Source organism: Flavobacterium sp. PL02 (genome assembly GCF_035013205.1).
In the GTDB taxonomy this organism is placed as follows: Bacteria; Bacteroidota; Bacteroidia; order Flavobacteriales; family Flavobacteriaceae; genus Flavobacterium.
Genome location: NZ_JAYGJP010000003.1, coordinates 22764 through 49238 on the forward strand (window position 1 = coordinate 22764; position 26475 = coordinate 49238).

Here is a 26475-nt window from a genome sequence, read left to right on the forward strand (position 1 = left end):
ATCTATAAATGCTGATTATTAACAAAAATAAATAAAATCAACTATGTCAATAACAAAAAGTCAAACAGAAAAAATCGGCTCAATTTTCAACGGAAATAGATTTATTATTCCAACCTATCAGCGGAAATACAGTTGGACGGACAATGAAAGAAAGGCTCTTTGGAAAGATGTTGAAGAGAGTCTAAAGGATAAAATGAATCATTTTGTTGGAACACTTTCCTTTAAAGAAAATAGGAGTGTAGGTTTGTCAACGGATACTGTTTATGAAATCATAGATGGGCAACAAAGAATTACTACAATATTCATCTTGTTAAAAGTTCTTATTGATAAATTATCTGACGCAAATATTAGAGAAAGCCAGCTATCTGCATTTATTGGAAGTAAGGATAGCCTAAAATTGCAACCACTTGGCGAAGATGGAGATTTTTTAAAGTTATTACTTTTTGAATTTGAAAAAATAGATATTAATACTGTTAATAAGAGGAGTCAACGCTTTATGTTTTCTGCCATGAAACTATTCATCGCATTTTCTAACGCTTTGACCTCTGCGGAAATCGAACAAAGAATAATTTTTATCAGAGATAATATTGAAGTTTTGGTTTTTAATGTTGAAAGTCAAGCGCAGGCAGTTAAGATGTTTTCAATTATCAACGACAGAGGTTTGCCTTTAAGAATTTTAGATAAAACAAAAAGTATTTTAATGCTGTATTCGACGTTGCATTTAAAAGAACAATTAAATGATGAAATAAATAATAGTTTTGAAAACATTTTTGATAGTTATGATGATTTATTAGTTTGTAAAGAAAACTTAGGAATACTAGGGAGGCTAGAAGAAAATACAATATTTACTCAACACTATTATTCTTCAAGAAAACTTTTTGCATCAACTTGGAACAATAGAGATGGAGCTGATACTATTTTTGATAATTTGAAAACTAAATGTGAAGAATTAAAAGAAAAACCAAGTGAGTTAGAAAGTTTTATATCACAATACTTACTGGATTTTGAAAATTTTGCTGTTAGTTATTCTAAACTTGTCAAAGAAATTGAAACAAACCCATTATTTCAAAAACCATTTAGACATTTAGAATTTACTGCTACATTATTTCCATTGCTAGTTCGACTTTATATGCAAGGAAAACTCGATTCCTTATTAACGATATTGGAAACGATTGAAGTAAGAGTTTATAAACTACGAGGTACAAATCCAATTGCGGATATTTATTGGCTGAGTTCTCAAATTGTTGAATACGATTTAACTGTAGAAGAAATTAAAAATCACTTAGTTAATTTTAGTGAAAAATTTGTAAATAACCACGTATTTGGTACTTATTTGGATGGTGCGATTTATGGTAATGGAGCTGTAAAATATATTCTTTCAGAATATAGTAATGATAATCATGATGTTATAACTTATAAGGACTTTCAGGTTGAGCACGTTTTTAGCAAAGACCCAAATTATGATGCAACCTCTTATGATTTTTCTGATGACTATGATTATGAGAAAAATCGTTTAGGTAATCTAGGATTGTTGGAAAAGAACTTAAATATTGGTCTGGGGAACTTACCTCCTATTAACAAAGTTAATGGATATTTGAACTCTCAAAACACTGAAATTAGAAACCTAGCAGGGGAAATTCAAAAAGGAAGTTTTAATAAAATGAGCGTGGATGACAGAAGAAAAAATATTATAGATTTTTGCGTAACTCGATTTAATTTAGGATAAAACATTCATATATTTTAAAAAATAATAAAATGACAGTTGAAAAAGTAAAAAATGTAATTGAGAAATTAGAAGCTATCAATCCAGAAAATGAATATGCTTACGAAAAAGCAGTTTTAGCTTATTTAACAATAGGTAGATTACCTGTTTTATTATACGATATTCCTGAAAAGTCTGTGTTTTTTAGAACAAGGACTCATGAAAAAGATGATTTATTTCAGTCCATATCAGAGATATCAATAACGCCTAACCATTTTGTAAAAAATTTTGCAAGATGTAATCGCCCTTTTCAATCTAAATTCTATTGTTCAGAAAACAGACCTACTTCATTTGCGGAATTAGTTGAATATTGGTCAGAAACAAAAGAAGTTAATGATAAAGTATACGTAACTATTGGTAGATGGCAGTTGACAAAACCTTTCAGAGGAATTATAGTGACGACACCCGATAAAGAGAATAGGGTTTCAGAGTTTGATAAAGAGCATGGAGCTGTAATGGAAACATTCATAGAGCAATCTGATTTAGAGATGAGAGATGCAATAATATTATTTTATAGATTCCTTTTTGAAAAATTCAGAAAGTCTTCAAAACATGACCCGAAAACATATATAATTACTACCGCTTATTGTAATGTTGCTCTTGCTCATTCAGAAGGTAAGGCAGACGGAATATATTATCCAAGTGTTCCTTTTGGTGGACAAGGAGTGAATTTAGCAATAAACTCAGAGTTTATAAAAAATCTTGAATTAACTCATGTTTTAAGAAATGAATTGACTGTTTCTAAAAATGGAAATGATAAGCATGAGTTTACAGAAACAGGTAAAATAGATGCATCAAGTTTTAGCTTTGCTCAAAATTTAATCCAATGGTAAATTAATTTAGTAATTATATAGCTTTCAATAAAACTAAAATCTCCAAGTATGTATGATTATTAGAGATTAGAATTGTAATAATAATTATTTTATGAGTAATAAAAATCAGGGTGGAAGTATTCTCTTGCTAGCTATTTTTGGGGCAATTGCTCTAATGATATTTGCTGGAGATTTTTTATTTCTTTTCTATATTTTAGGATTTTTCGTCGTATTTTTTATTTTTATAAATCTTTTTGGACGTCGCTAAATTACTATTTTAAATTTTAGATGATGATACCAAAAGGATTACTATCTTTATTATTCATATTTGAAGATTAGTGTAGTTTTTAAATATGAAGAAGCCACTTTTTACAGAAGTGGCTTCTTTTGTATTACTTAATACCTTAAGTTATTCATTTGGGCTTGATGCCATATTGCTATGACCAAACTAGCACATTGGTATAGAAATGTAGAGGAATCAGGTTTTAAAAACTTCAATATTCTGCTCAATACTATAACTTTTAACTACCAATCAATCTTAAATTATTTTGATAATAGAAGTACCAATGCTTCTGCCGAATCTTTTAATGCAAAAATAAAAGCATTTAGAAGCCAATTTAGAGGTGTAAGAAATATTGATTTCTTCTTGTTCAGATTATCTAATCTTTTTGCTTAATCCCCAACTTTTGAACATGATCCGTTCTGACTAGGAATATCAAGGCTTCGGAAGATATTAAAAAACGAAAAGCCGTCAATAATGACAGCTTTTCCGTTAATGTACCCGGAGCCGGAGTCGAACCGGCACGGTTTCCCACAGGTGTTTGAGACCAGCGCGTCTACCAATTCCGCCATCCGGGCTTAGCAGACGAAAAAATAATTAATAAATCAATTATTTTAACGCAATAGAACAGTTTTTATCGTTATAATAAACTCTTGTTCCTTTAACACGGTGCAAATTTATAAAAATATTTTACATTTTCTAACAAAATACTTAAAATTTTCCTTTCAGTGTTCAATAAATTTTATAAATTTGCACCTCGTTAAAACGACGCACACACAACTAACTACAAAACAACAAATTATAATGTCGCACCTAGAACCAGAAGCTAAAATTTTTGCGTGTTCAAAAAGTGTTTATCTTGCCGAAAAAATTGCAAAACAATACGGGATACCGTTAGGTAAGGTTACAATGTCAACTTATAGCGATGGCGAATTTCAGCCATCATATGAAGAGTCTATCAGAGGGTTACGTGTATTTATTGTTTGTTCGACATTTCCAACTGCAGATAATTTGATGGAATTGTTACTTATGATTGATGCAGCAAAACGCGCATCAGCCAGACATATTACAGCTGTAATACCATATTTTGGTTGGGCTAGACAAGATAGAAAAGACAAACCAAGAGTACCGATTGGAGCTAAATTAGTAGCCAATCTATTAGATGCTGCAGGAGCAACAAGAATTATGACAATGGATTTGCATGCAGATCAAATTCAAGGATTCTTCGAAAAACCAGTAGATCATCTTTTTGCTTCAACAATCTTTTTACCATACGTAGAAAGTTTAGGTTTAGAAAATTTAACAATCGCTTCTCCAGATATGGGAGGTTCAAAAAGAGCTTATGCTTATTCTAAATTTTTAGAATCAGATGTAGTGATTTGTTACAAACAAAGAAAAGTTGCCAATATAATCGACACCATGGAATTAATTGGTGAAGTAAAAGGCAGAAACGTAATATTGGTAGACGACATGATCGATACCGGTGGTACATTAGCAAAAGCAGCCGATTTAATGATCGAAAAAGGAGCATTGAGCGTTAGAGCTATTTGCACACATGCTATTCTTTCTGGGGATGCCTATGAGAAAATAGAGAATTCTAAATTAAGCGAGTTAATCGTAACAGATTCAATCCCGCTAAAAAAGGAATCAAAGAAAATAAGAGTGTTGAGTTGTGCACCTCTTTTTGCTGAAGTTATGCACATGGTGCACCACAACAATTCCATTAGTGGAAAATTTATAATGTAAAAATGCAATATGCTTTAGGCTTTAAACCGTAAGCTGTTTCATGATTACAAAAAAAAAGCTTATAAAGCCTGGCGCCTAAAGCTTATAACAATTTTGAATATTTATTAATAACTATATTTTTTTTACAATGAAATCGATTACAATTAAAGGATCAGAAAGAGAAAGCGTGGGTAAAGTGTCAACTAAAGCCTTACGTAATGCTGGATTGGTTCCTTGCGTATTATACGGAGGAAATCAGGCAGTTCATTTCTCAGCAGAAGTTATGGCATTTAAAAACTTGGTTTACACTCCAAACGCACACACAGTTGTGATTGAACTTGGAAAAGGAAAATCATTCAATGCAATTTTACAAGACATTCAAGTTCACCCAGTATCTGACAAAATCTTACACATTGACTTCTTTCAATTATTTGATGACAAAGAAATCACTATGGAAGTTCCAGTAAAAGTTGTTGGTACATCTAAAGGTGTTCTTGGTGGAGGTGTTTTACGTTTAAACACTCGTAAACTTAAAGTAAAAGCATTACCTAAAAACCTTCCGGATTTTGTTGAAGCTGACATTACTCCACTTGAAATGGGTAACAAATTATACGTTACTAAAGTTGGTGCACCAGAATACAAAATCATGCACCCAGACAACACAGTTGTTTGTCAAGTAAGAATTTCTCGTGCTGCTATGAAAGCTGCTCAAGAAGCTGCAAAAGCTGCAAAAGCTCCAGCAAAAGGAAAGAAAAAATAATTTTTTTCAAACTATTACAAAAAACATCAGTTGCAAAACTGGTGTTTTTTTTTGCCTTTTATTTTCCAGGAGCAGAAATTTCTCGATTTCAAACAACCTAAACCTCCTGCTATTCGCTATATCTTTTATTTTAAAAGAAAATAAAAGGATGCCGCTACTATCAGGGCTAACAATTACGCTTGGTTTTTCAAATGTTAAAAAAACGCGAAGACCCTGAGATTCTAACTAAAAACACCAAAATCTACATTCCCTTTTTCCTCTTACGACCTCTGCGTTAATTTTAACACACTTTGTGGTTAAAATCATTCGTTTAAATCTGCACCCTTTCCCTTTAGCACTCTTTGTGCTACAAACCCACAAAAAAGGAAGCTATCTAATTATCATATTTTCTAATTAAGCAATTGCCCGATTGTCTAATTAACCGTACTTTTGCATTTATGATAAAATGGATAACAAACCTGTTTTCATCAATAAAAACAGAAGAGAAATCAGATTATATGAAGAAATTTTTAATCGTAGGATTAGGCAACATTGGCGCAGAATACGTAAATACAAGACACAACATAGGTTTTAAAATAGTCGACTTTTTAGCACGAAAAGAAAGCATCTCTTTCGAAACCGTAAAACTAGGTTCACTTGCCGAATACAAATTTAAAGGAAGAACATTTTTACTTTTAAAACCAAATACTTACATGAACCTGAGTGGCAAAGCAGTAAAGTATTGGATGGATAAAGAAAATATTCCGTTAGAAAATATTATGGTAATTACCGATGACCTTAATCTTTCATTCGGAACAATTCGCATTAAACCAAAAGGAAGTGATGGAGGTCATAACGGTCTCAAGAATATTAACCTGGTTTTAAACACGCAACAATATACCCGTTTTAGATTTGGGATAAGCGACGAGTTTAAAAAAGGTCAACAAGTAGATTATGTATTAGGCGAATGGGATGAAACCGAAAAAGCAAAACTACCTGAGCGTCTTGAAATAGCATCCGAAATAATCAAATCCTTCGGAACTGCTGGTCTCGAAAATACAATGACAACTTATAACGGGAAGTAAGAAACCCCGAAAACATAAGTACCAAAAAATCAGATTATCAATTAATTTAATTTGATTATAGTCAAATAGTATTTTCTATTCCAAACTTAAATGTATAAATTTGGATTAAATTTAATTATAAATCGTAAAACAATAATATTATGGCTTTCGAATTACCACAATTACCTTATGCGTATGACGCATTAGAACCACATATTGATGCTCGTACAATGGAAATCCACCATACAAAACATCACAATGCTTACACAACAAATCTTAATACAGCAATTGCAGGAACAGATTTAGAAGGAAAAACAATCGAGAACATCCTAATCAATTTAGATAAAAAAAACGCTGCAGTTCGTAACAACGGTGGTGGATACTACAATCACAATTTATTCTGGACAGTAATGTCACCAAACGGGGGCGGATTACCTACAGGAGATTTATTAGCAGCTATCGAAGCTTCTTTTGGAACTTTTGAAGAGTTTAAAGCTAAGTTTGCTAAAGCTGGTGCAACACAATTCGGTTCTGGATGGGCTTGGTTATGTGTACTTAAAGGAGGAAAGTTAGACGTTTGTGGAACACCAAACCAAGACAATCCATTAATGCCAGAAGTAGGTTGCGAAGGAACTCCAATTTTAGGAATGGATGTTTGGGAGCATGCTTACTATTTAAATTACCAAAACAGAAGACCTGATTATATCGAAGCTTTTTTCAGTGTAATTAACTGGACTGAAGTTGCTAGAAGATTTGCTTTAGATAAATAGTCTTGAGATAATAGAAAGAGTAAAGAAAAAAGACGGATGGCTTAATTGCTATCCGTCTTTTTTTATGTTTAATTTTTTAAATTCTCTTTGTCTTAAATCTGCAATCTTTTTTCTATGTTCTTTATTCTTTTCTCTACTTAATATAAAATAAAAAAGGTGGAATCTCTTCCACCTTTTTTGCCCCAAATCTACCATAAACTTAACCTACTAATGTTATGGTTCTTCAAATGTATGTCGACATTGTAGCTATACCAAATATTCCTGTTGAACTACAAATAAAATCGATGATTAGACTTATTTCATCATTAGAAGACCTTTTTAAGTCCTTCTCCTTGACTTGATTCCAATAAAAAAGGTGGAATTGCTTCCACCCTTTTTGCCCCAAATCTACCATAAACTTAACCTACTAATGTTATGGTCTTTCAAAAGTATGTTAGCAGTGCATTTTTACCAAACAATCAAGATAAACGGCAAAAAAAACCGATGAAATGCACTTTTTAACCTTTTGTTATGCTTTTTAATACGCTCTAGCGTCTTTTCCTTCGTAAAAATTCATGAAAGCGCGGTTTACCACTCTATTTCCTCCCGGAGTAGGATAATCTCCTGTAAAATACCAGTCTCCTAGATTTTTAGGACAAGCAATATGTAAATCCTCTACGGTTTGGAAAATAATTTTTACTTCGGCTTTTATTTCTGGTGAACTCAACATTTCAGCAATTTTATCTGAAACCTCTTGTGGTTCAAATGGATCATAAATTGCTGTAACATAATTTACAACATCACTATCTAAATAATTTTCTTGTGCTTTACATTTAGCATATACTTCATCTACAATATGATATAGATTACGCTCTTTTAATAATTCTAATGCTGCTCTAAAAGCTACCAATCCTTCTAGTTTTGCCATGTCTATTCCATAACAATCAGGGAAACGAATTTGTGGCGCCGATGATACTATAACAATTCGTTTAGGATTTAAACGATCCATCATTTTTATGATGCTCATTTTAAGTGTAGTTCCACGAACAATACTATCATCGATAATCACCAAATTATCAGTTGGTTTTATTACACCATATGTTACATCATATACGTGAGCCACAAGATCATCACGGCTACTATCTTCTGTAATAAAGGTTCTTAATTTAGCATCTTTAATAGCTACTTTCTCTGTACGTATTTTTACAGCAAGTAATTCTTGCAACGTTTCAGCAGTAAGCGTATTTCTATTAGCTATTATATAATTGTTTTTTCTCTGATTTAAGAAATCCTGCGCTGCTTCAACCAAACCATAAAAAGAAGTTTCAGCTGTATTCGGGATATAAGAGAAAACAGTATTATCTGTATCACTATCAATTGCATTTAAAACTGCTGGCAAAATTAATCTACCTAAATTTTTACGTTCTTGATATATTTCAGCATCACTACCTCTTGAAAAGTAGATTCTTTCAAACGAACATGCTTTTTTAACTGTTGGCGTTAAAATTTCTTCCATAGAAACTTTACCACTTTTCTTAATGATTAATGCATTTCCTGGTTCAATTTCCTGAACGCTTTCAAAAGGAACATTAAAAACTGTTTGGATAACTGGTCTTTCTGAAGCTACAACTACTACTTCTTCATCTTGATAAAAATAAGCAGGACGAATTCCAGCTGGATCTCTAAAAACAAAAGCATCACCATGACCTAATAAACCAGCCATTGCATATCCTCCATCTAAATTTTTAGCTGAACGCATTAATATTTTTCCAATATCCAATCGGTCTGCAATTACTGGAGAAGCTTCTCTTTTAGAATATCCTTCTTGTTTACAATCCTGATATAAAGACATTACTTCTTTATCAAGAAAGTGACCAATTTTCTCCATCACTGTAACTGTATCCGCCATTTCTTTAGGATGTTGTCCAAGCTCTACTAAATTTTCGAAAAGTTCTTTAACATTTGTCATGTTAAAGTTACCCGCCAAAATAAGATTACGATGCATCCAGTTGCTCTGACGTAAAAATGGATGTACACTTTCGATACTATTTTTACCAAAAGTTCCGTAACGAACGTGTCCTAAAAATAACTCTCCTATATATGGAATATTTTCTTTTTGTTTTGCAACATCATTTGCGTATTCAGGATGCAAAGTCATCTCTTCATTAATACGCTCATTTATTTGTTTAAAAACATCTTGTATTGGTTGTGCGTGATTAGAACGAACCCTACTTATGTATCGTTGTCCTGGTTCAACATCCAATTTGATGCTTGAAAAACCAGCACCATCTTGTCCACGGTTATGCTGTTTCTCCATCATAAGGTACATTTTTTGTACCCCATAAAAAGCTGTTCCGTATTTTTCTTTGTAATATTCAAGCGGTTTAAGAAGTCTAACCAAAGCTATACCACATTCGTGTTTTAAAGCGTCGCTCATTGTATTTGTGTTTGTGTGTTGTTGTTGTAGTTTGTACTATTCTTTGTAATAACAAAATCAAAAAAGCCCCGTGAACGAGGCTTTAATTCTTTATAGTTCTATGTCAAACTGAGTTAGCGACTTAAATTGTTTTAATCTCGCAACTACTTCGTTTTTATCTAAGGCAACCATTCTTTCTGTCCCAAATTTCTCTACACAAAATGAAGCTAAATTTGATCCATAAATTACTGCATTTTTCATGTTCTTAAATGAAACATTTTCACTCTGAGCAATAAACCCTGCAAAACCTCCTGCAAAAGTATCTCCAGCTCCAGTTGGATCGAAAACATCTTCTAAAGGTAATGCTGGTGCAAAAAACACTTCTTTATCATGAAATAATAATGCTCCGTGTTCCCCTTTCTTGATTACCACATATTTTGGTCCAAGAGTATGAATCTTTGCAGCCGCTTTAACTAATGAATATTCACCAGAAAGTTGTCTTGCTTCTTCATCATTAATTGTAATTACATCAACACGTTTTATAACGTCTAGTAATTCTGGTAAAGCACAATCCATCCAAAAGTTCATCGTATCCAAAACTACTAATTTTGGTTTTGATTCCATTTGATCTAAAACACTGCTTTGTACAAGAGGATGTAAATTACCTAACATTACAACATCAGCATCTTTGAAGCTTTGTGGAACTTTAGGCTGAAAATCTGCCAATACATTAAGCTCTGTCGCTAATGTATCTCTTGAGTTCAGGTCGTTATGGTAAAGTCCGCTCCAAAAGAAAGTTTTCCCACCTTTTACGATTTCAAGTCCAGAAATATCAATATTTCTTGAAGTTAATAAATCTAAATGTTCTTGAGGAAAATCATCTCCAACTACAGAAACAATAGCCGATTGTAGGTTGAAAAACGATGCCGACAAACCAATATATGTCGCTGCACCACCTAATATTTTATCTGTTTTCCCAAAAGGGGTTTCAATAGCATCGAAAGCAACTGTTCCGACAATCAGTAATTTATTCATTTTATGAATTTCGAATTAAGGTGCAAAGATACTTTATAAGTTTCAGAGTTGCAACGATTGATCGTATCAAAATTTTCATAAAAAACGAAACTCAATAAATCAACCAAATACACTAAAAACCAAACACTTACACCTTACAAATGCTGGATTATTTCTTACATTTATAAGAATAAATAAATGAGAAAAACCTAAAAAACGCGATTTAGAATCTATATCTTTTATCGTAATAATTCTTCAATACTGGTATCTGAATCAAGGCCATTAAAGCTACAATTAAAACTGCATAAGATGTGTTTTTTGAAAACTGAAACAAAGGAGTCATATTATCAATTTTAGAATAAAGCAAATCACTTACAACCAAATCGTTTTGTTTCGTTTCGTTCCCACCAAAAATTACATACCCGACAAAAGCAATTAAGCATACCAGAATCACAAACCAAACAGATTTTGAAATTAGTGGTTTATACACAATGGCTTTACTTTTCTCTGCAATTAAAATTTGAGACATGATTTTTGAAGTAAAATCAGCTGAAGGCTTTTGCAAAGCACTTTCTGCCATAACTTTGTCTACTAAATTTTCGTAATATTCATCGCTCTCTTTCATAATAATCTAATATTTCAGGTTCTAATTGCTCTTTTAAAATAACTGCTAATTTTTTTCTACTCCGGAATAACTTCACTTTAACATTACTGACACTAATATCCATGATTTTAGCTATTTCATTTAAATTCTGATCGTCAAAATAGAAAAGTGTCAATAGAAAACTTTCTTCACTTGGTAACAAATTTAAACAATTCTGGATATCTTGCTTCCGTTCTTGATTTTCCAAAATACTTAAAGCATTATCAGTAGTTTTAATCAAATATCCTTTAAGCTCATCGATAACAACGTGGTTTTCATCTTTCTTATTCTTCTTCAAATAATCCAAACACGTGTTATAGGCTATTTTATAAATCCAGGTCGAAAACTTAGAATCTCCTTTAAACTTATTCAAGGAATTAAAAATCTTAATAAAGGTATCTTGAGAAACTTCCTCGGCTATTTCTCTATTTTTTACCATCTTTATAGCCATAGTAAAGATCATGTCTTTATAACGATCAACTAATACTGCAAACATATTAGTTTCCCCTAAAAGAACCTGATTGATATAATACTGATCATTTACTTTATCCATATTCCATATGACGACAACAAACTCATTAAGGTTACAACTAAGTTAAAATATTTTTTTTGACAAAATCTGTAACCTCAGTTAAACTTATCTCGTCATATGGAATATCAATCAATTAAATTATAAAAATTATGGGACCACAAATTTTAGTGCCAATTAGCCTTTTCTTAATGATATTCGGAATTGTCTATCTTATTTATTCAACCAGAAACAGAGAACGATTAGCTCTCATAGAAAAAGGTGTCGATGCCAGTATTTTCATGAAAGGAAAAAACAATAGTACACCAATATGGAAAGTCCTTATTTTAAATTTTGCCTTTTTATTAATAGGAAGCGGAATTGGAATTTTCATTGCCTTGCTAATTACAACGTACACTTCTTTGCAAGATGGTGCAGTTTATCCATCTACAATTTTTACCATGGCAGGAATTGGATTACTTGTAGGCTTCAATAAATCTAAAGATTTAGACAAAGAATAAAACAATACAATTACTTTAAAAAAAAACGTGTCAGGAAAATGTTTCCCTGACACGTTTTTTTATGCTTCTTTAGATCCTATATTTTCATAATAAGCATCTATAGAAAGTTGCTTTTGCATGGAAGCCATAACTGCCAATTCATCACAACGCTCATTTTGAGGATGATTATTATGCCCTTTTATCCATTTAAAATCAACTTGGTGTTTTCTATAAATAACCAAAAAACGTTTCCATAAGTCAGGATTTTTTCTCCCAACAAACTTTTTCTTTTCCCAACCAAAAACCCATTTTTTTAAAACAGAATCAACCACATATTTTGAATCTGAAATAACAAGAACTTTCATATTTGGTTTTTTAAGTTTTTCTAAACCTACTATTACTGCCAAAAGTTCCATCCTGTTATTTGTCGTAAGACGGAATCCTTCATAATATTCCTTTTTATGTGGTGTTCCAACCAATTCCATAACTACTCCATATCCCCCATTACCAGGATTCCCCTTAGCCGCGCCATCTGTATATATATGTACTTCGTGTTGATTCATTTTTTTTAGACTTCTTAGATATTAGATTTTTAGACTTGCTTCGCTTTTAGACTTCTTAGATTATTGAACTCGCTTCGCTCTTAGACTTGTTCGTTTTATCTCAAGCGAAACATAAACAATTTCATTCTTTTATTCCTTTTAAAACCCAGAATAAAATCGACAACTCAACAATCTAAGAAGTCTAAGCAAGTCTAATTATCTAACAATTTATAAATTACTTCTGGAAAGTGTTTTTGCTCTAATTCATGGATTTTAGCGGCCACATCTTCTGCTGTATCCGTATCAGTCAAAGCTACTTTTTCCTGAAAGATAATCGCTCCTTCATCATAATTCTCATTTACATAATGAATACTTATTCCTGTCTCTTTTTCCTTATTTTCGACTATTGCTCTGTGAATGTGCATTCCATACATTCCTTTCCCTCCATAATTAGGTAATAATGCAGGATGAATGTTAATTATTTTATTAGGATATGCCTCGATAATGTTTTTTGGGAATTGAAGTAAGAATCCAGCCAAAACGATCAAATCTGGATCAATTAATTTTACTTTTTGTAGTACATTACCGTCAATTAATTCGGTTTTGGTGAAAATTTGGGCCTCAACTTGGTAGTTTTTGGCTCTTTCAATTACTTTCGCATTAGCGTTATTGGTAAACACAGAAACCACATTTGCAATTTGTGTTTCAGCGAAATATTTTATTATGTTTTCGGCGTTACTCCCTGAACCTGAAGCAAAAACAATAATTTTTTTCATACTCGAATTGATTTATTTTTTGCAAAAAACGGAATAAAAAACCAAAATAAATAACATTCGAACCCCTTTGTTGAAATTAATTTTATAAATTAGTGTTACATTTATTAACTAAATCGTGGTTTTAAAATAAAGTTTTTTATTTTTGCCAACAAATTAAATTCTAAAATTAAAGATTATGTCAGACATTGCATCAAGAGTAAAAGCGATTATCGTAGACAAATTAGGTGTTGACGAAAACGAAGTTGTAACAGAAGCAAGCTTCACTAATGATTTAGGAGCTGACTCATTAGACACTGTTGAGCTTATTATGGAATTCGAAAAAGAATTTGATATCCAAATTCCAGACGATCAAGCAGAAAACATTGCTACTGTAGGTCAAGCTATTTCTTATATCGAAGAAGCTAAAAAATAATAAATTCCCACCCGACTCTTAAAAATTACAAAAATCAAAAGTCAAATTCCAAGATTGGAATTTGAAATTTCAAAAAATTGGAATTTTTAGAAATCGGGTGTTATTATTTTTTATAAAAATTTAAATTTTGGGTTGATTTTCAATCAAAAAAATATATTTATATTGTAATACCCATGGCTCTTTTGTAATATAATACAATCAAGAAAGCGTGGGTTTTATTTGTTTAAAGCTAATAAAACACATTATTTATGGTATTAAGGCGAGTTGTTGTAACAGGATTAGGCGCACTTACCCCTATTGGGAATAACATCCAGGATTATTGGAACGCGCTTATTAATGGAGTAAGCGGTGCTGCCCCAATAACGTATTACGATACAGAGAAACATAAAACGAAATTTGCTTGTGAAGTAAAAAACTTCAACATCGAAGATTTTATGGATCGTAAAGAATCTCGTAGACTAGATAAATTTGCACAATATGCTGTTGCCGCAAGTGACGAAGCTATAAAAGATGCTGGTCTTACTGATGACAACGTCGACAAAGAAAGAGTTGGAGTTATCTGGGGAGCTGGAATTGGTGGTTTAGAAACTTTTCAAGAAGAAGTTATTTACTATGCTAAAGGAGACGGAACACCAAAATTCAATCCGTTTTTTATTCCTAAAATGATTGCTGATATTGCCCCTGCACACATTTCTATGAGAAATGGTTATATGGGACCAAATTATACAACTGTTTCTGCTTGTGCTTCTTCTGCCAATGCACTTATTGATGCTTTTAACTACATTCGTTTAGGAATGTGTGATATTATCATCTCTGGTGGATCTGAAGCTGCTATTACAATTGCAGGAATGGGAGGCTTTAACTCTATGCATGCTTTATCAACCAGAAATGATAGTCCTGAGACTGCTTCAAGACCTTTTGATGCTACTCGTGACGGTTTTGTTTTAGGTGAAGGAGCTGGTGCATTAGTACTTGAAGATTACGAACACGCTAAAGCACGTGGAGCAAAAATATATTGCGAAATTGGCGGTGGCGGAATGTCATCTGATGCGTACCACTTAACAGCACCTCATCCAGAAGGACTTGGTGTTATTGCTGTAATGAAAAACACATTACGTGATGCTGGTATGAAACCTGAAGATGTTGATCATATTAATACGCACGGTACATCTACTCCACTTGGAGATGTTGCTGAATTAAAAGCGATTAGTGCTGTTTTTGGTGATCATGCCAAAAACATCAATATCAACTCTACAAAATCTATGACTGGACACTTACTTGGTGCTGCTGGTGCTATCGAAGCAATTGCTTCTATACTTGCTATGCAACACGGTATTGTTCCTCCAACAATCAATCATACGGTTGCTGATGAAAAAATAGATCCTTCATTAAATTTAACACTAAACAAACCTCAAAAAAGAGAAGTAAATGTTGCTATGAGTAACACTTTTGGTTTTGGAGGTCACAATGCTTGTGTTTTATTTAAAAAATTAGTTGACTAATTTTCTTATGAGTATTTTCAAAAAAATATTTTCAAAATCCCGTTCTCAAGAAGACGGGATTTTTTTTGATTCTATTCAAAAAATCCTTGGTTTTCCACCTATTTCGCTTCAATTTTATAAGAAAGCCTTTACTCATCGCTCTTCTAATCGACTGGACGAAAACGGAAATCCTATTAACTACGAACGTTTAGAATTTCTTGGAGATGCAATGCTAAGTGCTGTAATTGCAGCACATCTCTTTAATAAAGCTCCTGCTGGAGATGAAGGTTACCTTACCAAGATGCGTTCTAAAATCGTAAGTAGAGAACATTTGAACGAACTTGGAAAAGATCTTAATCTGGCTCGTTTTATAGAAAGCAAAGTGCCTTTACAACACTTTGGAGAAAACATTCATGGTAACATTTTCGAATCGCTTATTGGAGCCATTTATCTTGACAGAGGGTATTCTTTTTGTGAAAAATTTATCCAAAGTAGCGTAATCGGTCCGTACGTAGATATTACCCGACTTGAGGGAAAAGTTATAAGCTACAAAAGCTTAGTTATCGAATGGTGTCAGAAAGAGAAAAAGATATTCCATTATGATATTTTTGAGGATAATGGCATTGGTGGAGAACGTTTATTTGGCGTTAAATTAAGTATTGACGATAAAGTAGTCGCAAGAGCGCGAGCAACTTCCAAAAAGAAAGCAGAAGAAAAAGCATCACAACGTGCGTATTTTGCATTTCAAGAAAAAATGGACAAGAAATAAAACTAGTTTTCTTAAAACTACATCGTTTTCGTTTATAAATTAACAAAAACATACCAATCTTAACTATTGAACCAGCAATAGAAATAGTATATTTACAACTTATTTTTTCAGGAAATGGCTATTCATAAATTAGAATTAGGCGAATTTGATGAAATTGATTATAATTTGATTGCCATACATACTTCTATGGAAGATTATCGACTGGCTTATTTTATCAATCAAAACTTCCCGGTTCTTTTGAGTAAAAGTAAAAATGAAATCCAAATTAATGTGAAAGAAGGTGAGACTCATTTTTCACGATTTGATTATTACGATGAAGAAAAAGAACTTTATTGGGATTTAATTCAAAATAAAAACGAAGTCATTCAGAATACACCAAATGACAGTCAGGATTTATTTTCAGATACTTCGATGGAGGTCGCCACAAAAGTATATCTACTACCTGAGTTTAAAAAAGTTGATTATTTTTTAAAAATTGAAAAGAGTGAGGAAGCTTTCGATATATTAAAAATACAACAAATATTAAATACCATTGATACCATCTCAACGGTTTATATAGTTGATACAAATAAAATAAAATCAAAAAACAATTTAATTTTTTAATAGAAATGCTTACAAACAAAAAAACCAAAATTGTAGCCACACTTGGGCCTGCATGTGGAACTAGAGAGATCATCAAGGACATGATCGAAGCAGGTGTTAATGTGTTTAGAGTTAATTTTTCGCATGCAGATTACGAAGGAGTAAAAGAGAAAATCAACATTATTAGAGGACTTAACGAAGAGTTTGGTTATACCACGGCAATACTCGGAGATTTACAAGGACCTAAACTTCGTGTAGGAGTAATGGAAGAAGGAGTTGTAGTAAACGATGGTGATGTAATCACTTTTACTACTGCTGAAGATATTATAGGTACTGCAAAAAAAGTTTTCATGAAGTACCAAAACTTTCCAAATGATGTAAATCCTGGAGAGCGTATTTTATTAGATGATGGAAAACTTATCTTTGAGATCCTTACAACTGATAAAAAAACAGAAGTTACCGCTGTAGTTATTCAAGGTGGTGAATTAAAATCTAAAAAAGGTGTAAACCTTCCTAATACTAAAATATCTTTACCTGCATTGACAGAAAAAGATATTGCAGATGCAATTTTTGCTATTGAGCAAAAAGTAGACTGGTTAGCTCTTTCTTTTGTAAAAACACCACGTGACTTACAAGACTTACAAGAGTTAATTGATAAACATTCTGATTATAAAATTCCGATTGTAGCTAAAATCGAAATGCCAGAAGCATTAGAGAATATGGATAAAATCGTTGCTTATTGCGACGCTTTAATGGTTGCTCGTGGAGATTTAGGGGTTGAACTTCCTGCTCACGAAGTACCATTGGTTCAAAAAGAATTAATCCGCAGAGCAAAAACTGCTCGTATTCCTGTAATTGTGGCAACACAAATGATGGAAACTATGATTACTAGTTTAACTCCAACTCGTGCGGAAGTAAACGACGTTGCAAACTCTGTTATGGATGGTGCTGATGCTGTAATGCTATCTGGAGAAACTGCTGCAGGAAACTATCCTGTTCAGGTTATCCAAAAAATGACACAAATTATCGAAGCTGTTGAAGATTCTCCGCTAATTCATGTTCCACAAAACACACCACAAATAAAAACAAAACGTTTTATTACTAAAACAATTTGTCAGCAAGCTGCGCTTATGGCTAACGTTATTAAAGCTAAAGCAATTTGCACACTTACAAATAGTGGTTATACTGCTTTCCAAATTTCGGCTTGGAGACCATCTGCTCACATTTTAGTATTTACTTCTAACAAAAGAATCTTAACTCAATTAAGTCTTTTATGGGGAGTTAAATCATTCTATTATGACAAAGATGTAAGTACTGATGATACTGTAACTGATGTAAATCAAATCGTAAAAGATAAAGGATACGTTGTAAAAGGTGATTACTTAATTAACCTAGCTGCAATGCCTATTAAAGATAAAGGAATGGTAAACACCATGAGAGTTACTGAAGTAGAGTAATCTTATTTCTTTTCAAAATATTAAATCCGTCTTGTAGTTTCTACTTGACGGATTTTTATTTTATATCCCCCTAGATATTATTTCCCAAAGTTTCCCAAATAAAAAAACACAAAGAATCACTAAGTTTATTATTATTCCACTTCACAACTAGCATTATGCAATATTGGGAAATTACAAGAATTAGCTATAAAGCATAACTGATTTGCTTTTTTGTGCAGTTCTAATGCTAATTGAATTTTATCAGGATTAGCGATAGTAACTTTTGGATTTAATCGAACTTCAGTAAAGCGTCCGCTTCCGTCAAATTCCACTTCAAGAGTTGCTTCAGCATTATCAGAATAACCCAAAACTTCGATTCCGTTTTGACTGCATACATAAAGATATGACATCATGTGGCACGAAACCAGACTGCTTAACAACATATCTTCCGGGTTATATAACTCTGCGTCGCCTTTAAAAGCTTTTGCCGCAGAAACACTCATAACAGGCTTTCCTTCAATTATTATCTCATGATTTTTAGAAACGAAACCTTTCTCATTTTTACTTGATGACCATTTGGCTTCTGCTTTAAATAAATGTTTAAATCCCATATTTTTTTATTAGTTAAAAAATGCAACTTCAAAGTTTCCGACTATAATGAGTTACGCATGATCAGTGACGATTTGTTTTCGATGTTTTGCTTCTTTCCAGACAAAACCATCTTTGCCATAATTTTTCCCATTTCTTCAAAATTTGTCGAAATAGTTGTTATCCCGTTTTCTACCACTTTTTTTAATGGTGTTTCATTGTAAGAGATAATTCCGAAATCGTGACCAAGTTTTAGATCCTGACGCTTTGCTTTTTCGATAACCCGAACCAAATCTCTGTCATTAGGGATAATATACACTTCTCCTACTTTAATTTCTCTTTCTCTAAACTCAGTAATCACTTCATTCTCAAATAAAAAATCATTACAAAAATTTAGAAACCCAATTTTCATTCCTAAAGGTTCTCTAAATCCTGGAAAAATCATAATTAATTTGTTGTACTTATCCAGCTTAGGTTTTCCCTTAACTAATGCATCATAAATATCTTTTGGGAAATTCTGACAAACTGATGGATATGCTTTTAAAGCTTCACTCGTCTGATCCAAAATATAAACCTCATTTACTGGTAGGGTATTTATACAGGAAGCTGCATCTGCCAAATCGGTTGGCATAATTATATATTTAGTGTATGCTCCGTTATTATCATTTATTAGTTTCTTAAAAACCTTTGTATTGAAATAATAAAAAAAGATATCAACTTGTACTTCTTCTCCAATATTTCTTAAAAAGGAAATATAGATATCTTCCTTAAAATTATTAAGCTCATCAAAAAGTAAAAAAACGCGCTCTTTGATTGTGATTTCGACACTTTTAATATAATATCCCTTTCCTGGAATGGCATAAATAATCCCTCTTTTTTTTAATTCATCATAAGCCTGCAAAACAGTATCTCTTGATAAAGAAAAAGCCAAACACACTTTATTTACCGATGGCAATCTATCGCCTTTCTTTAAGTTTTTCTTATTAATACTACTCTCGATTGAAGCTATAATCTGTTTGTATTTAGGAATACCTAGATTATTCTGGATAGAAATTATATTCATAAAAGATAATATTTTCATGCAATATACAAAAAACTGGTAGGTGCTGGTATGGATTACATTAATAATATACATATTTTTGAATTTCATTTTTCACAAAAAAATAATGAAAATAAAACACAAATCACATTTTACAGATATAAACACAAAAGAATTCTTTGGTATATTACCTGACAACGAAGCTATTCATTCCTATAAATTAACCAATAAAAATGGCATGCAAGCCACTATTATCGATTATGGCGCAACGGTTATTTCCTTAATCGTACCCCTTGAAAACGGAAATCTTATAGATGTGGTTTTGGGTTTTGATACCTTAGAAAAATATTTAAAATCATACTCTTTTTCTGGTGCTCCTTATTTTGGCGCAACAATAGGACGATATGCCGGCAGAATAAACAACGGAACTTTTACCTTAAATGATAAGACTTATCTTTTAAACAAAAACAATAACAATCATGCTATACATGGCGGAAATATAGGCTTTGCTCAAAAAAAGTGGGAAGTTGAAACCATGACAGAGGGTGAAAATCAATCAATAACCATGACTCTTTTAAGTCCTGCAAATGAAGAAAATTATCCCGGAGATTTGTCCGTAAGCCTAACCTATACGCTAACTGATGACAATGAGCTACAATTAGAATATAATGCTACTACGACACAGGATACCATTATAAACTTAACGAATCACAGTTATTTTAATCTTAACGGACATGGTTCTAGCGTTACTGACCAAGAAATGATTGTAAACTCGGATAAAATATTAGAAACATCCTCTGAGAATATCCCAACAGGAAATATCTTAAATCTTTTAAACCATCCTTTCGATTTTAGAACTCCTGCAAACTGCCCTTCTATTATTGATGATTCATTTATAATAGAAACTAAAAATGATATTGCCGCTGCACTTTATAGCCCAACAAGCAGATTGCGAATGACGGTTTATACAGATCAACCAAGTGTACATGTTTTTGTAGGTGGTAATTGCTCCACCGAAATAAAAGGAAAAGAAGACGTTACTTATCATGCTTTAAGCGGTATTTGTTTTGAAACTCAAAACTATCCCGATGCGCCTAATCAATCCCGATTTCCTAATTCGATACTAAGAAAAGAAGATAAATACCATCATAAAACTGTCTATAAATTTCAGTGTATTTAAAAAAACCAATAACTATAACCACGAAATACTTTATATTAATTACCTCCTTAAACACAATTAACCATGAACCAAAACCTTGCCATCGCAGATTATGCGGTTTTTATAATCTACTTTATTGTAGTATCTACCTACGGTTATACTATATATCGCAAACGTAAAAAAGACGAAAAAGACGCCAAAGCTTATTTCCTTGCCGAAGGAAACCTGACTTGGTGGGCAATTGGAGCTTCATTAATCGCGTCAAATATTTCGGCAGAACAGTTTATCGGAATGAGCGGCGAAGGTTTCTTTTTAGGAATTGCAGTTGCGGCTTACGAATGGGTTGCTGCCATCACTTTAATAATTGTAGCCGTATGGTTTATTCCTGTTTATCTTAAAAATAAGATATACACTATGCCTCAGTTTCTAAAAACACGTTATAATGAATCAACAGCTTTGATTATGGCTGTTTTTTGGTTGTTTCTGTATGTTTTTGTAAACCTTACTTCTATTTTATACCTAGGAGCTGTAGCTATCAACGGATTGGCGGGAGGAGAATACCTTCATGTTATTATGATAGGATTGGCACTTTTTGCTTTGATAATTTCATTAGGAGGGATGAAAGTTGTTGCTTACACAGATGTTATTCAGGTTGCTGTATTAATCATAGGCGGATTAGTAACTTCTTATATTGCTTTAACAACTGTAGGACAATATTTTGGCGTGGGTCAAAATGCAATTGCCGGTTTTAAAGTTTTAATGCGAGAAGCTCCAGAACATTTTAAAATGATTATCCCAAAACCAACTGCAACTTCTTCTCAACTAGAAATAGATAAGTACTTAACTTTCCCTGGTATATTGTCTTACGTAGCTGGTATCTGGATTATCAACCTTAACTATTGGGGTTGTAACCAATACATTACTCAAAGAGCCTTGGGTGCCGATTTGCAAACTGCTCGTACAGGTATATTATTTGCTGGTTTCTTAAAATTATTAATGCCTCTAATTGTTATGTTACCTGGTATCGCCGCTTATGTTTTATATCAAAACGGACATTTACCTCAACTTGTTGGCGGAAAAGATGGAGCGTACTCTGCGGTACTAACTTTTTTACCAACAGGATTAAAAGGACTCTCAGTAGCTGCATTAACCGCAGCAATTGTAGCTTCATTGGCTGGTAAAGTAAATAGTATTTCGACTATTTATACGCTAGACATTCATAAAAAATATATCCAAAAAGAAGCTGGTGAAAAACAACAAGTAAACATCGGTCGAATTGCTGTTTTTGCTGCAATGCTTTTGGCTGTTTTATTTACTTGGAATGATATTTTAGGAATTGGTGGCGTTGGAGGTTTTACCTACATCCAAAAATACACTGGTTTTATAAGCCCTGGAGTTTTCGCCATGTTTATTCTTGGTATGTTCTGGAAAAGAACTACTGGAGCCGCAGCTATTGTAGGTGTGATTTTAGGTTTTGTATTATCTATTTTATTCAATGAATATGCTCCAATATTATTTGGTAACGATACATTGTTATATACTGCTTATCCAAACGGAAAAGGAGCTTATGAGATTCCGTTCCATATTTGTATGGGATTATCTTTCTGCTTTACTACACTTGCAATGATTCTTATAAGTTTTGCAGGTCCAAAAGTAAACCCGAAAGCATTTGAGCTAGATACTACAATGTTTAAATTAAAACCACAAACAACTGTATTAATAGTAATTACTTTATTGATTATTGCCTCTTTATATGTGAAGTTCTGGTAATACGATACAGCTTAATTAATAAAGAAAGGATACTGTAAATGGTATCCTTTCTTTATTAAATAGAATAAGTTCTTTTAAAAAGCGAACTTTAAAAATTAACAAGACAAATAACACTTTACAAATAACCTTTAATTACATTTGAGCACTAAAAAAATTAATAAACCAACCGTTTAAGCATAAACAAAAAATGAAAAAACTAATAGTTGCCTTTTTATTTCTCTCTTTCGCAATGTCTGCACAAGACATGAAAGTTGTATCTGGAGATTTTAAATTCTTGAAAGACCAAAAAGAAATTAATACCGAATTTGATTATAGCAACTTTACTATGATGAAAGAAAATAAACCAGAAGCACAATATGTTGAAGAACACAAAGTCGATTTAGACAAAAAAGCAAAAGGAAACGGAAATCTTTGGTACAAAAGATGGGTCGTTGCCAAAGAACAAATCTGGACTCCAAAATTTTTAGAAATAGGAAACATTGTATTATCTAAAGCTGGTAAAGACGTAAACTTTCAGGAAGGCTTAAATACCCCATATACTTTAATCGTACAAACGGTATGGATTTATCCGGGCTGGGATGCAGGAATTATGAAACAACCAGCAAAAGTTACTACTAATTTAAAATTTGTAGAAACAGCTAATAAATCAAATGTATTATTAGAAATAAAAAGCGAAGAAGCCCCAGGAGATCAATGGGGAAATAATTTTAATAATGAAACAAGAATTGGAGAAGGTTATGCCAAGACAGCAAAATCACTTTCTAAAATGATTCTGAAGAAAGCATACAAATAAGATTCAAAAAACAAAAACCCTAGTTTTCACTAGGGTTTTGTTTTTTCTTACTTTCCATATTTAAGAGGTAAGCCATATTTTTAATTACATTATCGTGTTTCTTCACAAATGGATTTTCTTCATCCCAAACATATCCAGCAAGCACAGCACAGATTTTACGTTTTACATCTGGGTTCTCTGGCTGATGAAAGAATAACGTTTGTAAATTTCCTGTGTACCATTCTTTCACGTAAGTGGTAAAAACATTAATTCCACGTTTCATATATTCGGTAAATTCTACTTCCCAATCTACAGGAATTCCTTGAGATTGTTTCAAATAAAGTTTTGCAGCAAGCATACCCGATTCGGTAGCAAAAGCAACTCCCGATGAAAATACAGGATCTAAAAATTCAGTACTATTTCCTGTCAAAGCAAATCCATCACCATACATTTTCTTTACCGAGCGAGAATAGTTTTCTAACTTTATTGGTTCGAATAAAAACTCTGTTCCCTGAAATCTTTTAATATAATAATCTGAAAGCTGAATAGCATTTTTTAATGCTTCGGCATTGTCTTTATTCTCAGAAAGTGAATTGATGAAATCTGTAGGGCCTACCACTCCTAAACTTGTATTTCCGTTAGAGAAAGGAATTACCCATAACCAAACTTCAGTTTCAAGAACATCAAAAGAAATCATTGTTCCCTCTACACCTTCTGGTCTGTTAATATCTTTTACATGCGTAAAAATAGAAGAATGCGGATCTAAAGCCGATGGCTTGTCCAAATCTAAAAGTCTTGGTAAAACTCTACCGTAACCACTAGAATCAATAATAAATTTGGCGTGAATCTCTTTTAAATTTCCATTTACATCTTTCACAATTGTTTTTGAATTGCTTCCTTCAAAAGAAACTTCAATAACTTCCGACTCAAATTCTAAATCAATTCCTTTTCGAATTAATTCCTGAGCCATCGTATTGTCAAAATCGGCTCTGGGAACTTGCCAGGTCCAATCCCAACCTTCAGAAAATTTATTAGAAAAATCAAAAACACAAATTTCATTTCCTCTTATAAATCTCGCTCCTAACTTTTTCTCAAAGTTCATTGCATTGAGACTATCAAATAATTCTGCTTCGGCAAAATGATCCATTACACGTGGTATTAAACTCTCACCAACAACAATTCTAGGAAATTTAGTTTTCTCAACAACCTTTATCTTACAATTATTCTTACGTAAATAAGCTGCTGATACGCATCCAGAGGGTCCCGCTCCTATTATTAAAACATCTACAAACTCCTTTAACATATACGAATTGTTATTAATTATTGCCTTACATTTGCCATCATCAAAATAACTACATTTATTTTAATAAATAAAATTAATTTAGCATAATCAAAAAGGGTTAAATGAACACAATTGGCGAATATTTAAGTTTAAAAGAATTTGAATCCATAATCTTTGGAAATAGTAAAATAGACATTAGTAAAACTGTCTTAGACCGGGTAAATGAAAGCTTTGATTTCTTAAAAGAATTCTCTGGCAACAAGGTGATCTATGGTGTAAATACTGGTTTTGGACCAATGGCTCAATACCGTATCAAAGACGAAGACCGAATTCAATTACAATACAATTTAATAAGAAGCCATTCTTCAGGAACAGGAAAACCATTAAATGCAGCTTGTGTAAAAGCAGCAATTCTAGCTCGATTAAACACACTTTCTTTAGGGAATTCCGGAGTACATCCTTCAGTAATTCATTTAATGAAAGAATTCATAAATAAAGATATTACTCCATTAATTTTTGAACATGGAGGAGTTGGAGCAAGTGGAGATTTGGTTCAGTTATCTCACTTGGCATTAACATTAATAGGTGAAGGCGAAGTTTTTTACAAAGGCGAAAGAAGACCTACAAAAGAGGTTTTTGAAATTGAGAACCTAACTCCTATTCAGGTAGAAATAAGAGAAGGTCTTGCGCTTATAAACGGAACCTCTGTAATGACAGGAATAGGTGTAGTAAATGTACATCACGCCAATAAATTATTAGATTGGTCATTAAAGTTTTCATGCGCAATTAATGAAATTGTACAGGCTTATGACGACCATTTTTCGGAAGAATTAAACCAAACAAAACGTCATAAAGGACAACGAGAAGTAGCTGCAAGAATGAGAGAAAATCTCTCGGACAGTACCTTAATCCGCAAAAGAGAAGATCACTTATATACTGGAGAAAATACTGAAGAAATCTTCAAAGAAAAAGTACAGGAATATTATTCTTTAAGATGTGTACCACAAATTCTAGGTCCAATCTTAGAAACTATCAATAATGTAGGTTCGATTCTAGAAGATGAGTTTAACTCGGCAAATGATAATCCTATTATAGATGTAAAAAACAAACATGTATATCATGGAGGTAATTTTCATGGCGATTACATTTCACTAGAAATGGACAAGCTAAAGATTGTTATTACCAAACTTACAATGCTTGCAGAACGTCAATTGAATTATTTATTAAATTCTAAAATAAACGAAATCCTTCCTCCATTTGTGAATCTTGGAACATTAGGATTTAATTTCGGAATGCAAGGCGTTCAGTTTACTGCAACCTCAACAACTGCCGAAAACCAAATGTTGTCTAACCCAATGTATATACACAGTATCCCAAACAACAATGACAATCAAGACATTGTAAGCATGGGAACAAATGCTGCTGTTATTACTGCAAAAGTGATAGAAAATTCATTTGAAGTTTTGGCTATAGAGCTGATTACTATTGTTCAGGCAATTGATTACTTAGAACAAAAAGATCAAATCTCGTCTGTGACCAAAAAAATATATGACGATATTAGAACAATTATACCTAAATTTAAAGAAGATCAGGTTATGTATCCTTTTGTTCAGAAAGTAAAAGACTACCTGATAAATAATTAATTTTTTATTTTA

General features: G+C 32.5%; 26 protein-coding genes and 1 tRNA gene. 17 read left to right on the forward strand and 10 right to left on the reverse strand.

The genetic code is table 11. The features are described from left to right. The first annotated feature begins 43 nt into the window (after nucleotides 1-43). The 3 genes from SHI72_RS11075 (at nucleotide 44) to SHI72_RS11085 (ending at nucleotide 3250) form a co-directional block, all read left to right on the forward strand. Nucleotides 44-1726: a DUF262 domain-containing protein gene (locus SHI72_RS11075; RefSeq protein WP_323489997.1), complete on the forward strand. Its 1683-nt coding sequence runs from the start codon at nucleotides 44-46 to the stop codon at nucleotides 1724-1726. Nucleotides 1727-1755: 29 nt separating this feature from the next. Further along, nucleotides 1756-2595, forward strand: a complete 840-nt coding sequence (locus SHI72_RS11080) for an RES domain-containing protein (protein ID WP_323489998.1) — start codon at nucleotides 1756-1758, stop codon at nucleotides 2593-2595. 418 nt (nucleotides 2596-3013) lie between these two features. Further along, on the forward strand, nucleotides 3014-3250 hold the full coding sequence (locus SHI72_RS11085) for a transposase (RefSeq protein ID WP_323489999.1): 237 nt from the start codon (nucleotides 3014-3016) through the stop codon (nucleotides 3248-3250). 102 nt (nucleotides 3251-3352) lie between these two features. On the opposite strand, the gene SHI72_RS11090 is transcribed toward SHI72_RS11085, so the two are convergent. Further along, nucleotides 3353-3432, reverse strand: a tRNA-Leu gene (locus SHI72_RS11090). A gap of 226 nt (nucleotides 3433-3658) precedes the next feature. Here SHI72_RS11090 and SHI72_RS11095 point away from each other — a divergent pair. The 4 genes from SHI72_RS11095 to SHI72_RS11110 all read left to right on the forward strand — a co-directional run bounded on the left by SHI72_RS11095 (nucleotide 3659) and on the right by SHI72_RS11110 (nucleotide 7152). Beyond that, nucleotides 3659-4600: a ribose-phosphate pyrophosphokinase gene (locus tag SHI72_RS11095; protein ID WP_039116638.1), complete on the forward strand. Its 942-nt coding sequence runs from the start codon at nucleotides 3659-3661 to the stop codon at nucleotides 4598-4600. Between the two features lie 127 nt (nucleotides 4601-4727). Beyond that, nucleotides 4728-5339 (forward strand): 50S ribosomal protein L25/general stress protein Ctc, encoded by a 612-nt coding sequence (locus SHI72_RS11100; protein ID WP_039113422.1) that lies wholly within the window; start codon nucleotides 4728-4730, stop codon nucleotides 5337-5339. 437 nt (nucleotides 5340-5776) lie between these two features. Next, entirely contained in the window at nucleotides 5777-6403 is a 627-nt protein-coding gene (gene pth, locus SHI72_RS11105; RefSeq protein ID WP_323490000.1) for an aminoacyl-tRNA hydrolase, read from the forward strand. Nucleotides 6404-6543: 140 nt separating this feature from the next. Continuing rightward, on the forward strand, nucleotides 6544-7152 hold the full coding sequence (locus SHI72_RS11110) for a superoxide dismutase (protein ID WP_323490001.1): 609 nt from the start codon (nucleotides 6544-6546) through the stop codon (nucleotides 7150-7152). 517 nt (nucleotides 7153-7669) lie between these two features. On the opposite strand, the gene SHI72_RS11115 is transcribed toward SHI72_RS11110, so the two are convergent. From SHI72_RS11115 to SHI72_RS11130, 4 genes are all read right to left on the reverse strand, one after another. Then, nucleotides 7670-9568 (reverse strand): amidophosphoribosyltransferase, encoded by a 1899-nt coding sequence (locus SHI72_RS11115; RefSeq protein WP_323490002.1) that lies wholly within the window; start codon nucleotides 9566-9568, stop codon nucleotides 7670-7672. Between the two features lie 90 nt (nucleotides 9569-9658). Further along, entirely contained in the window at nucleotides 9659-10582 is a 924-nt protein-coding gene (locus SHI72_RS11120; protein WP_039113413.1) for a PfkB family carbohydrate kinase, read from the reverse strand. Nucleotides 10583-10784: 202 nt separating this feature from the next. After that, complete coding sequence (locus SHI72_RS11125) at nucleotides 10785-11186, reverse strand: hypothetical protein (RefSeq protein WP_039113412.1); 402 nt, start codon at nucleotides 11184-11186, stop codon at nucleotides 10785-10787. Continuing rightward, nucleotides 11170-11757, reverse strand: coding sequence for an RNA polymerase sigma factor (locus SHI72_RS11130; protein WP_086896222.1), 588 nt, complete (start codon nucleotides 11755-11757; stop codon nucleotides 11170-11172). The genes SHI72_RS11125 and SHI72_RS11130 overlap by 17 nt, the downstream gene beginning before the upstream one ends. Nucleotides 11758-11885: 128 nt before the next feature. On the opposite strand from SHI72_RS11130, the gene SHI72_RS11135 reads away from it, so the two are divergent. Next, the gene (locus SHI72_RS11135) at nucleotides 11886-12233 is read left to right on the forward strand and encodes a DUF6249 domain-containing protein (RefSeq protein ID WP_039117460.1); all 348 of its coding nucleotides are present in this window, start codon (nucleotides 11886-11888) and stop codon (nucleotides 12231-12233) included. 59 nt (nucleotides 12234-12292) lie between these two features. On the opposite strand, the gene rnhA is transcribed toward SHI72_RS11135, so the two are convergent. Next, nucleotides 12293-12775, reverse strand: a complete 483-nt coding sequence (gene rnhA, locus SHI72_RS11140; RefSeq protein ID WP_035620021.1) for a ribonuclease HI — start codon at nucleotides 12773-12775, stop codon at nucleotides 12293-12295. A gap of 191 nt (nucleotides 12776-12966) precedes the next feature. Further along, on the reverse strand, nucleotides 12967-13530 hold the full coding sequence (gene purN, locus SHI72_RS11145) for a phosphoribosylglycinamide formyltransferase (RefSeq protein ID WP_323490003.1): 564 nt from the start codon (nucleotides 13528-13530) through the stop codon (nucleotides 12967-12969). Nucleotides 13531-13705: 175 nt separating this feature from the next. Here purN and SHI72_RS11150 point away from each other — a divergent pair, with 175 nt between their 5' ends. The 5 genes from SHI72_RS11150 (at nucleotide 13706) to pyk (ending at nucleotide 18231) form a co-directional block, all read left to right on the forward strand. After that, on the forward strand, nucleotides 13706-13942 hold the full coding sequence (locus SHI72_RS11150) for an acyl carrier protein (RefSeq protein WP_007137004.1): 237 nt from the start codon (nucleotides 13706-13708) through the stop codon (nucleotides 13940-13942). 248 nt (nucleotides 13943-14190) lie between these two features. Next, a complete protein-coding gene (gene fabF / locus SHI72_RS11155) occupies nucleotides 14191-15444 on the forward strand; it encodes a beta-ketoacyl-ACP synthase II (protein WP_039113407.1) in 1254 nt (417 codons plus the stop codon). A gap of 7 nt (nucleotides 15445-15451) precedes the next feature. Continuing rightward, a complete protein-coding gene (locus SHI72_RS11160) occupies nucleotides 15452-16192 on the forward strand; it encodes a ribonuclease III family protein (protein WP_039113406.1) in 741 nt (246 codons plus the stop codon). A 114-nt stretch (nucleotides 16193-16306) separates the two neighbouring features. Beyond that, the gene (locus SHI72_RS11165; protein ID WP_035620033.1) at nucleotides 16307-16795 is read left to right on the forward strand and encodes an IPExxxVDY family protein; all 489 of its coding nucleotides are present in this window, start codon (nucleotides 16307-16309) and stop codon (nucleotides 16793-16795) included. 5 nt (nucleotides 16796-16800) lie between these two features. Then, nucleotides 16801-18231 (forward strand): pyruvate kinase, encoded by a 1431-nt coding sequence (pyk, locus tag SHI72_RS11170; protein WP_039113404.1) that lies wholly within the window; start codon nucleotides 16801-16803, stop codon nucleotides 18229-18231. A 131-nt stretch (nucleotides 18232-18362) separates the two neighbouring features. On the opposite strand, the gene SHI72_RS11175 is transcribed toward pyk, so the two are convergent. After that, the gene (locus tag SHI72_RS11175) at nucleotides 18363-18821 is read right to left on the reverse strand and encodes an OsmC family protein (RefSeq protein ID WP_323490005.1); all 459 of its coding nucleotides are present in this window, start codon (nucleotides 18819-18821) and stop codon (nucleotides 18363-18365) included. Nucleotides 18822-18862: 41 nt separating this feature from the next. After that, complete coding sequence (locus SHI72_RS11180) at nucleotides 18863-19861, reverse strand: GntR family transcriptional regulator (protein WP_039113400.1); 999 nt, start codon at nucleotides 19859-19861, stop codon at nucleotides 18863-18865. Between the two features lie 103 nt (nucleotides 19862-19964). Here SHI72_RS11180 and SHI72_RS11185 point away from each other — a divergent pair, with 103 nt between their 5' ends. The 3 genes from SHI72_RS11185 (at nucleotide 19965) to SHI72_RS11195 (ending at nucleotide 23559) form a co-directional block, all read left to right on the forward strand. Then, complete coding sequence (locus SHI72_RS11185; RefSeq protein WP_323490006.1) at nucleotides 19965-21017, forward strand: aldose epimerase family protein; 1053 nt, start codon at nucleotides 19965-19967, stop codon at nucleotides 21015-21017. A 63-nt stretch (nucleotides 21018-21080) separates the two neighbouring features. Continuing rightward, nucleotides 21081-22766 (forward strand): sodium/sugar symporter, encoded by a 1686-nt coding sequence (locus tag SHI72_RS11190; RefSeq protein ID WP_039117457.1) that lies wholly within the window; start codon nucleotides 21081-21083, stop codon nucleotides 22764-22766. A 187-nt stretch (nucleotides 22767-22953) separates the two neighbouring features. Continuing rightward, a complete protein-coding gene (locus SHI72_RS11195) occupies nucleotides 22954-23559 on the forward strand; it encodes a hypothetical protein (protein ID WP_039113397.1) in 606 nt (201 codons plus the stop codon). A 19-nt stretch (nucleotides 23560-23578) separates the two neighbouring features. Here the strand turns inward: SHI72_RS11195 and SHI72_RS11200 are convergent, their stop codons facing one another. Then, nucleotides 23579-24841 (reverse strand): NAD(P)/FAD-dependent oxidoreductase, encoded by a 1263-nt coding sequence (locus tag SHI72_RS11200; protein WP_039113394.1) that lies wholly within the window; start codon nucleotides 24839-24841, stop codon nucleotides 23579-23581. A gap of 101 nt (nucleotides 24842-24942) precedes the next feature. Between SHI72_RS11200 and SHI72_RS11205 the strand changes: the two genes are divergently transcribed. Beyond that, entirely contained in the window at nucleotides 24943-26463 is a 1521-nt protein-coding gene (locus SHI72_RS11205) for an aromatic amino acid ammonia-lyase (RefSeq protein ID WP_323490007.1), read from the forward strand. Nucleotides 26464-26475: the final 12 nt, after the last annotated feature.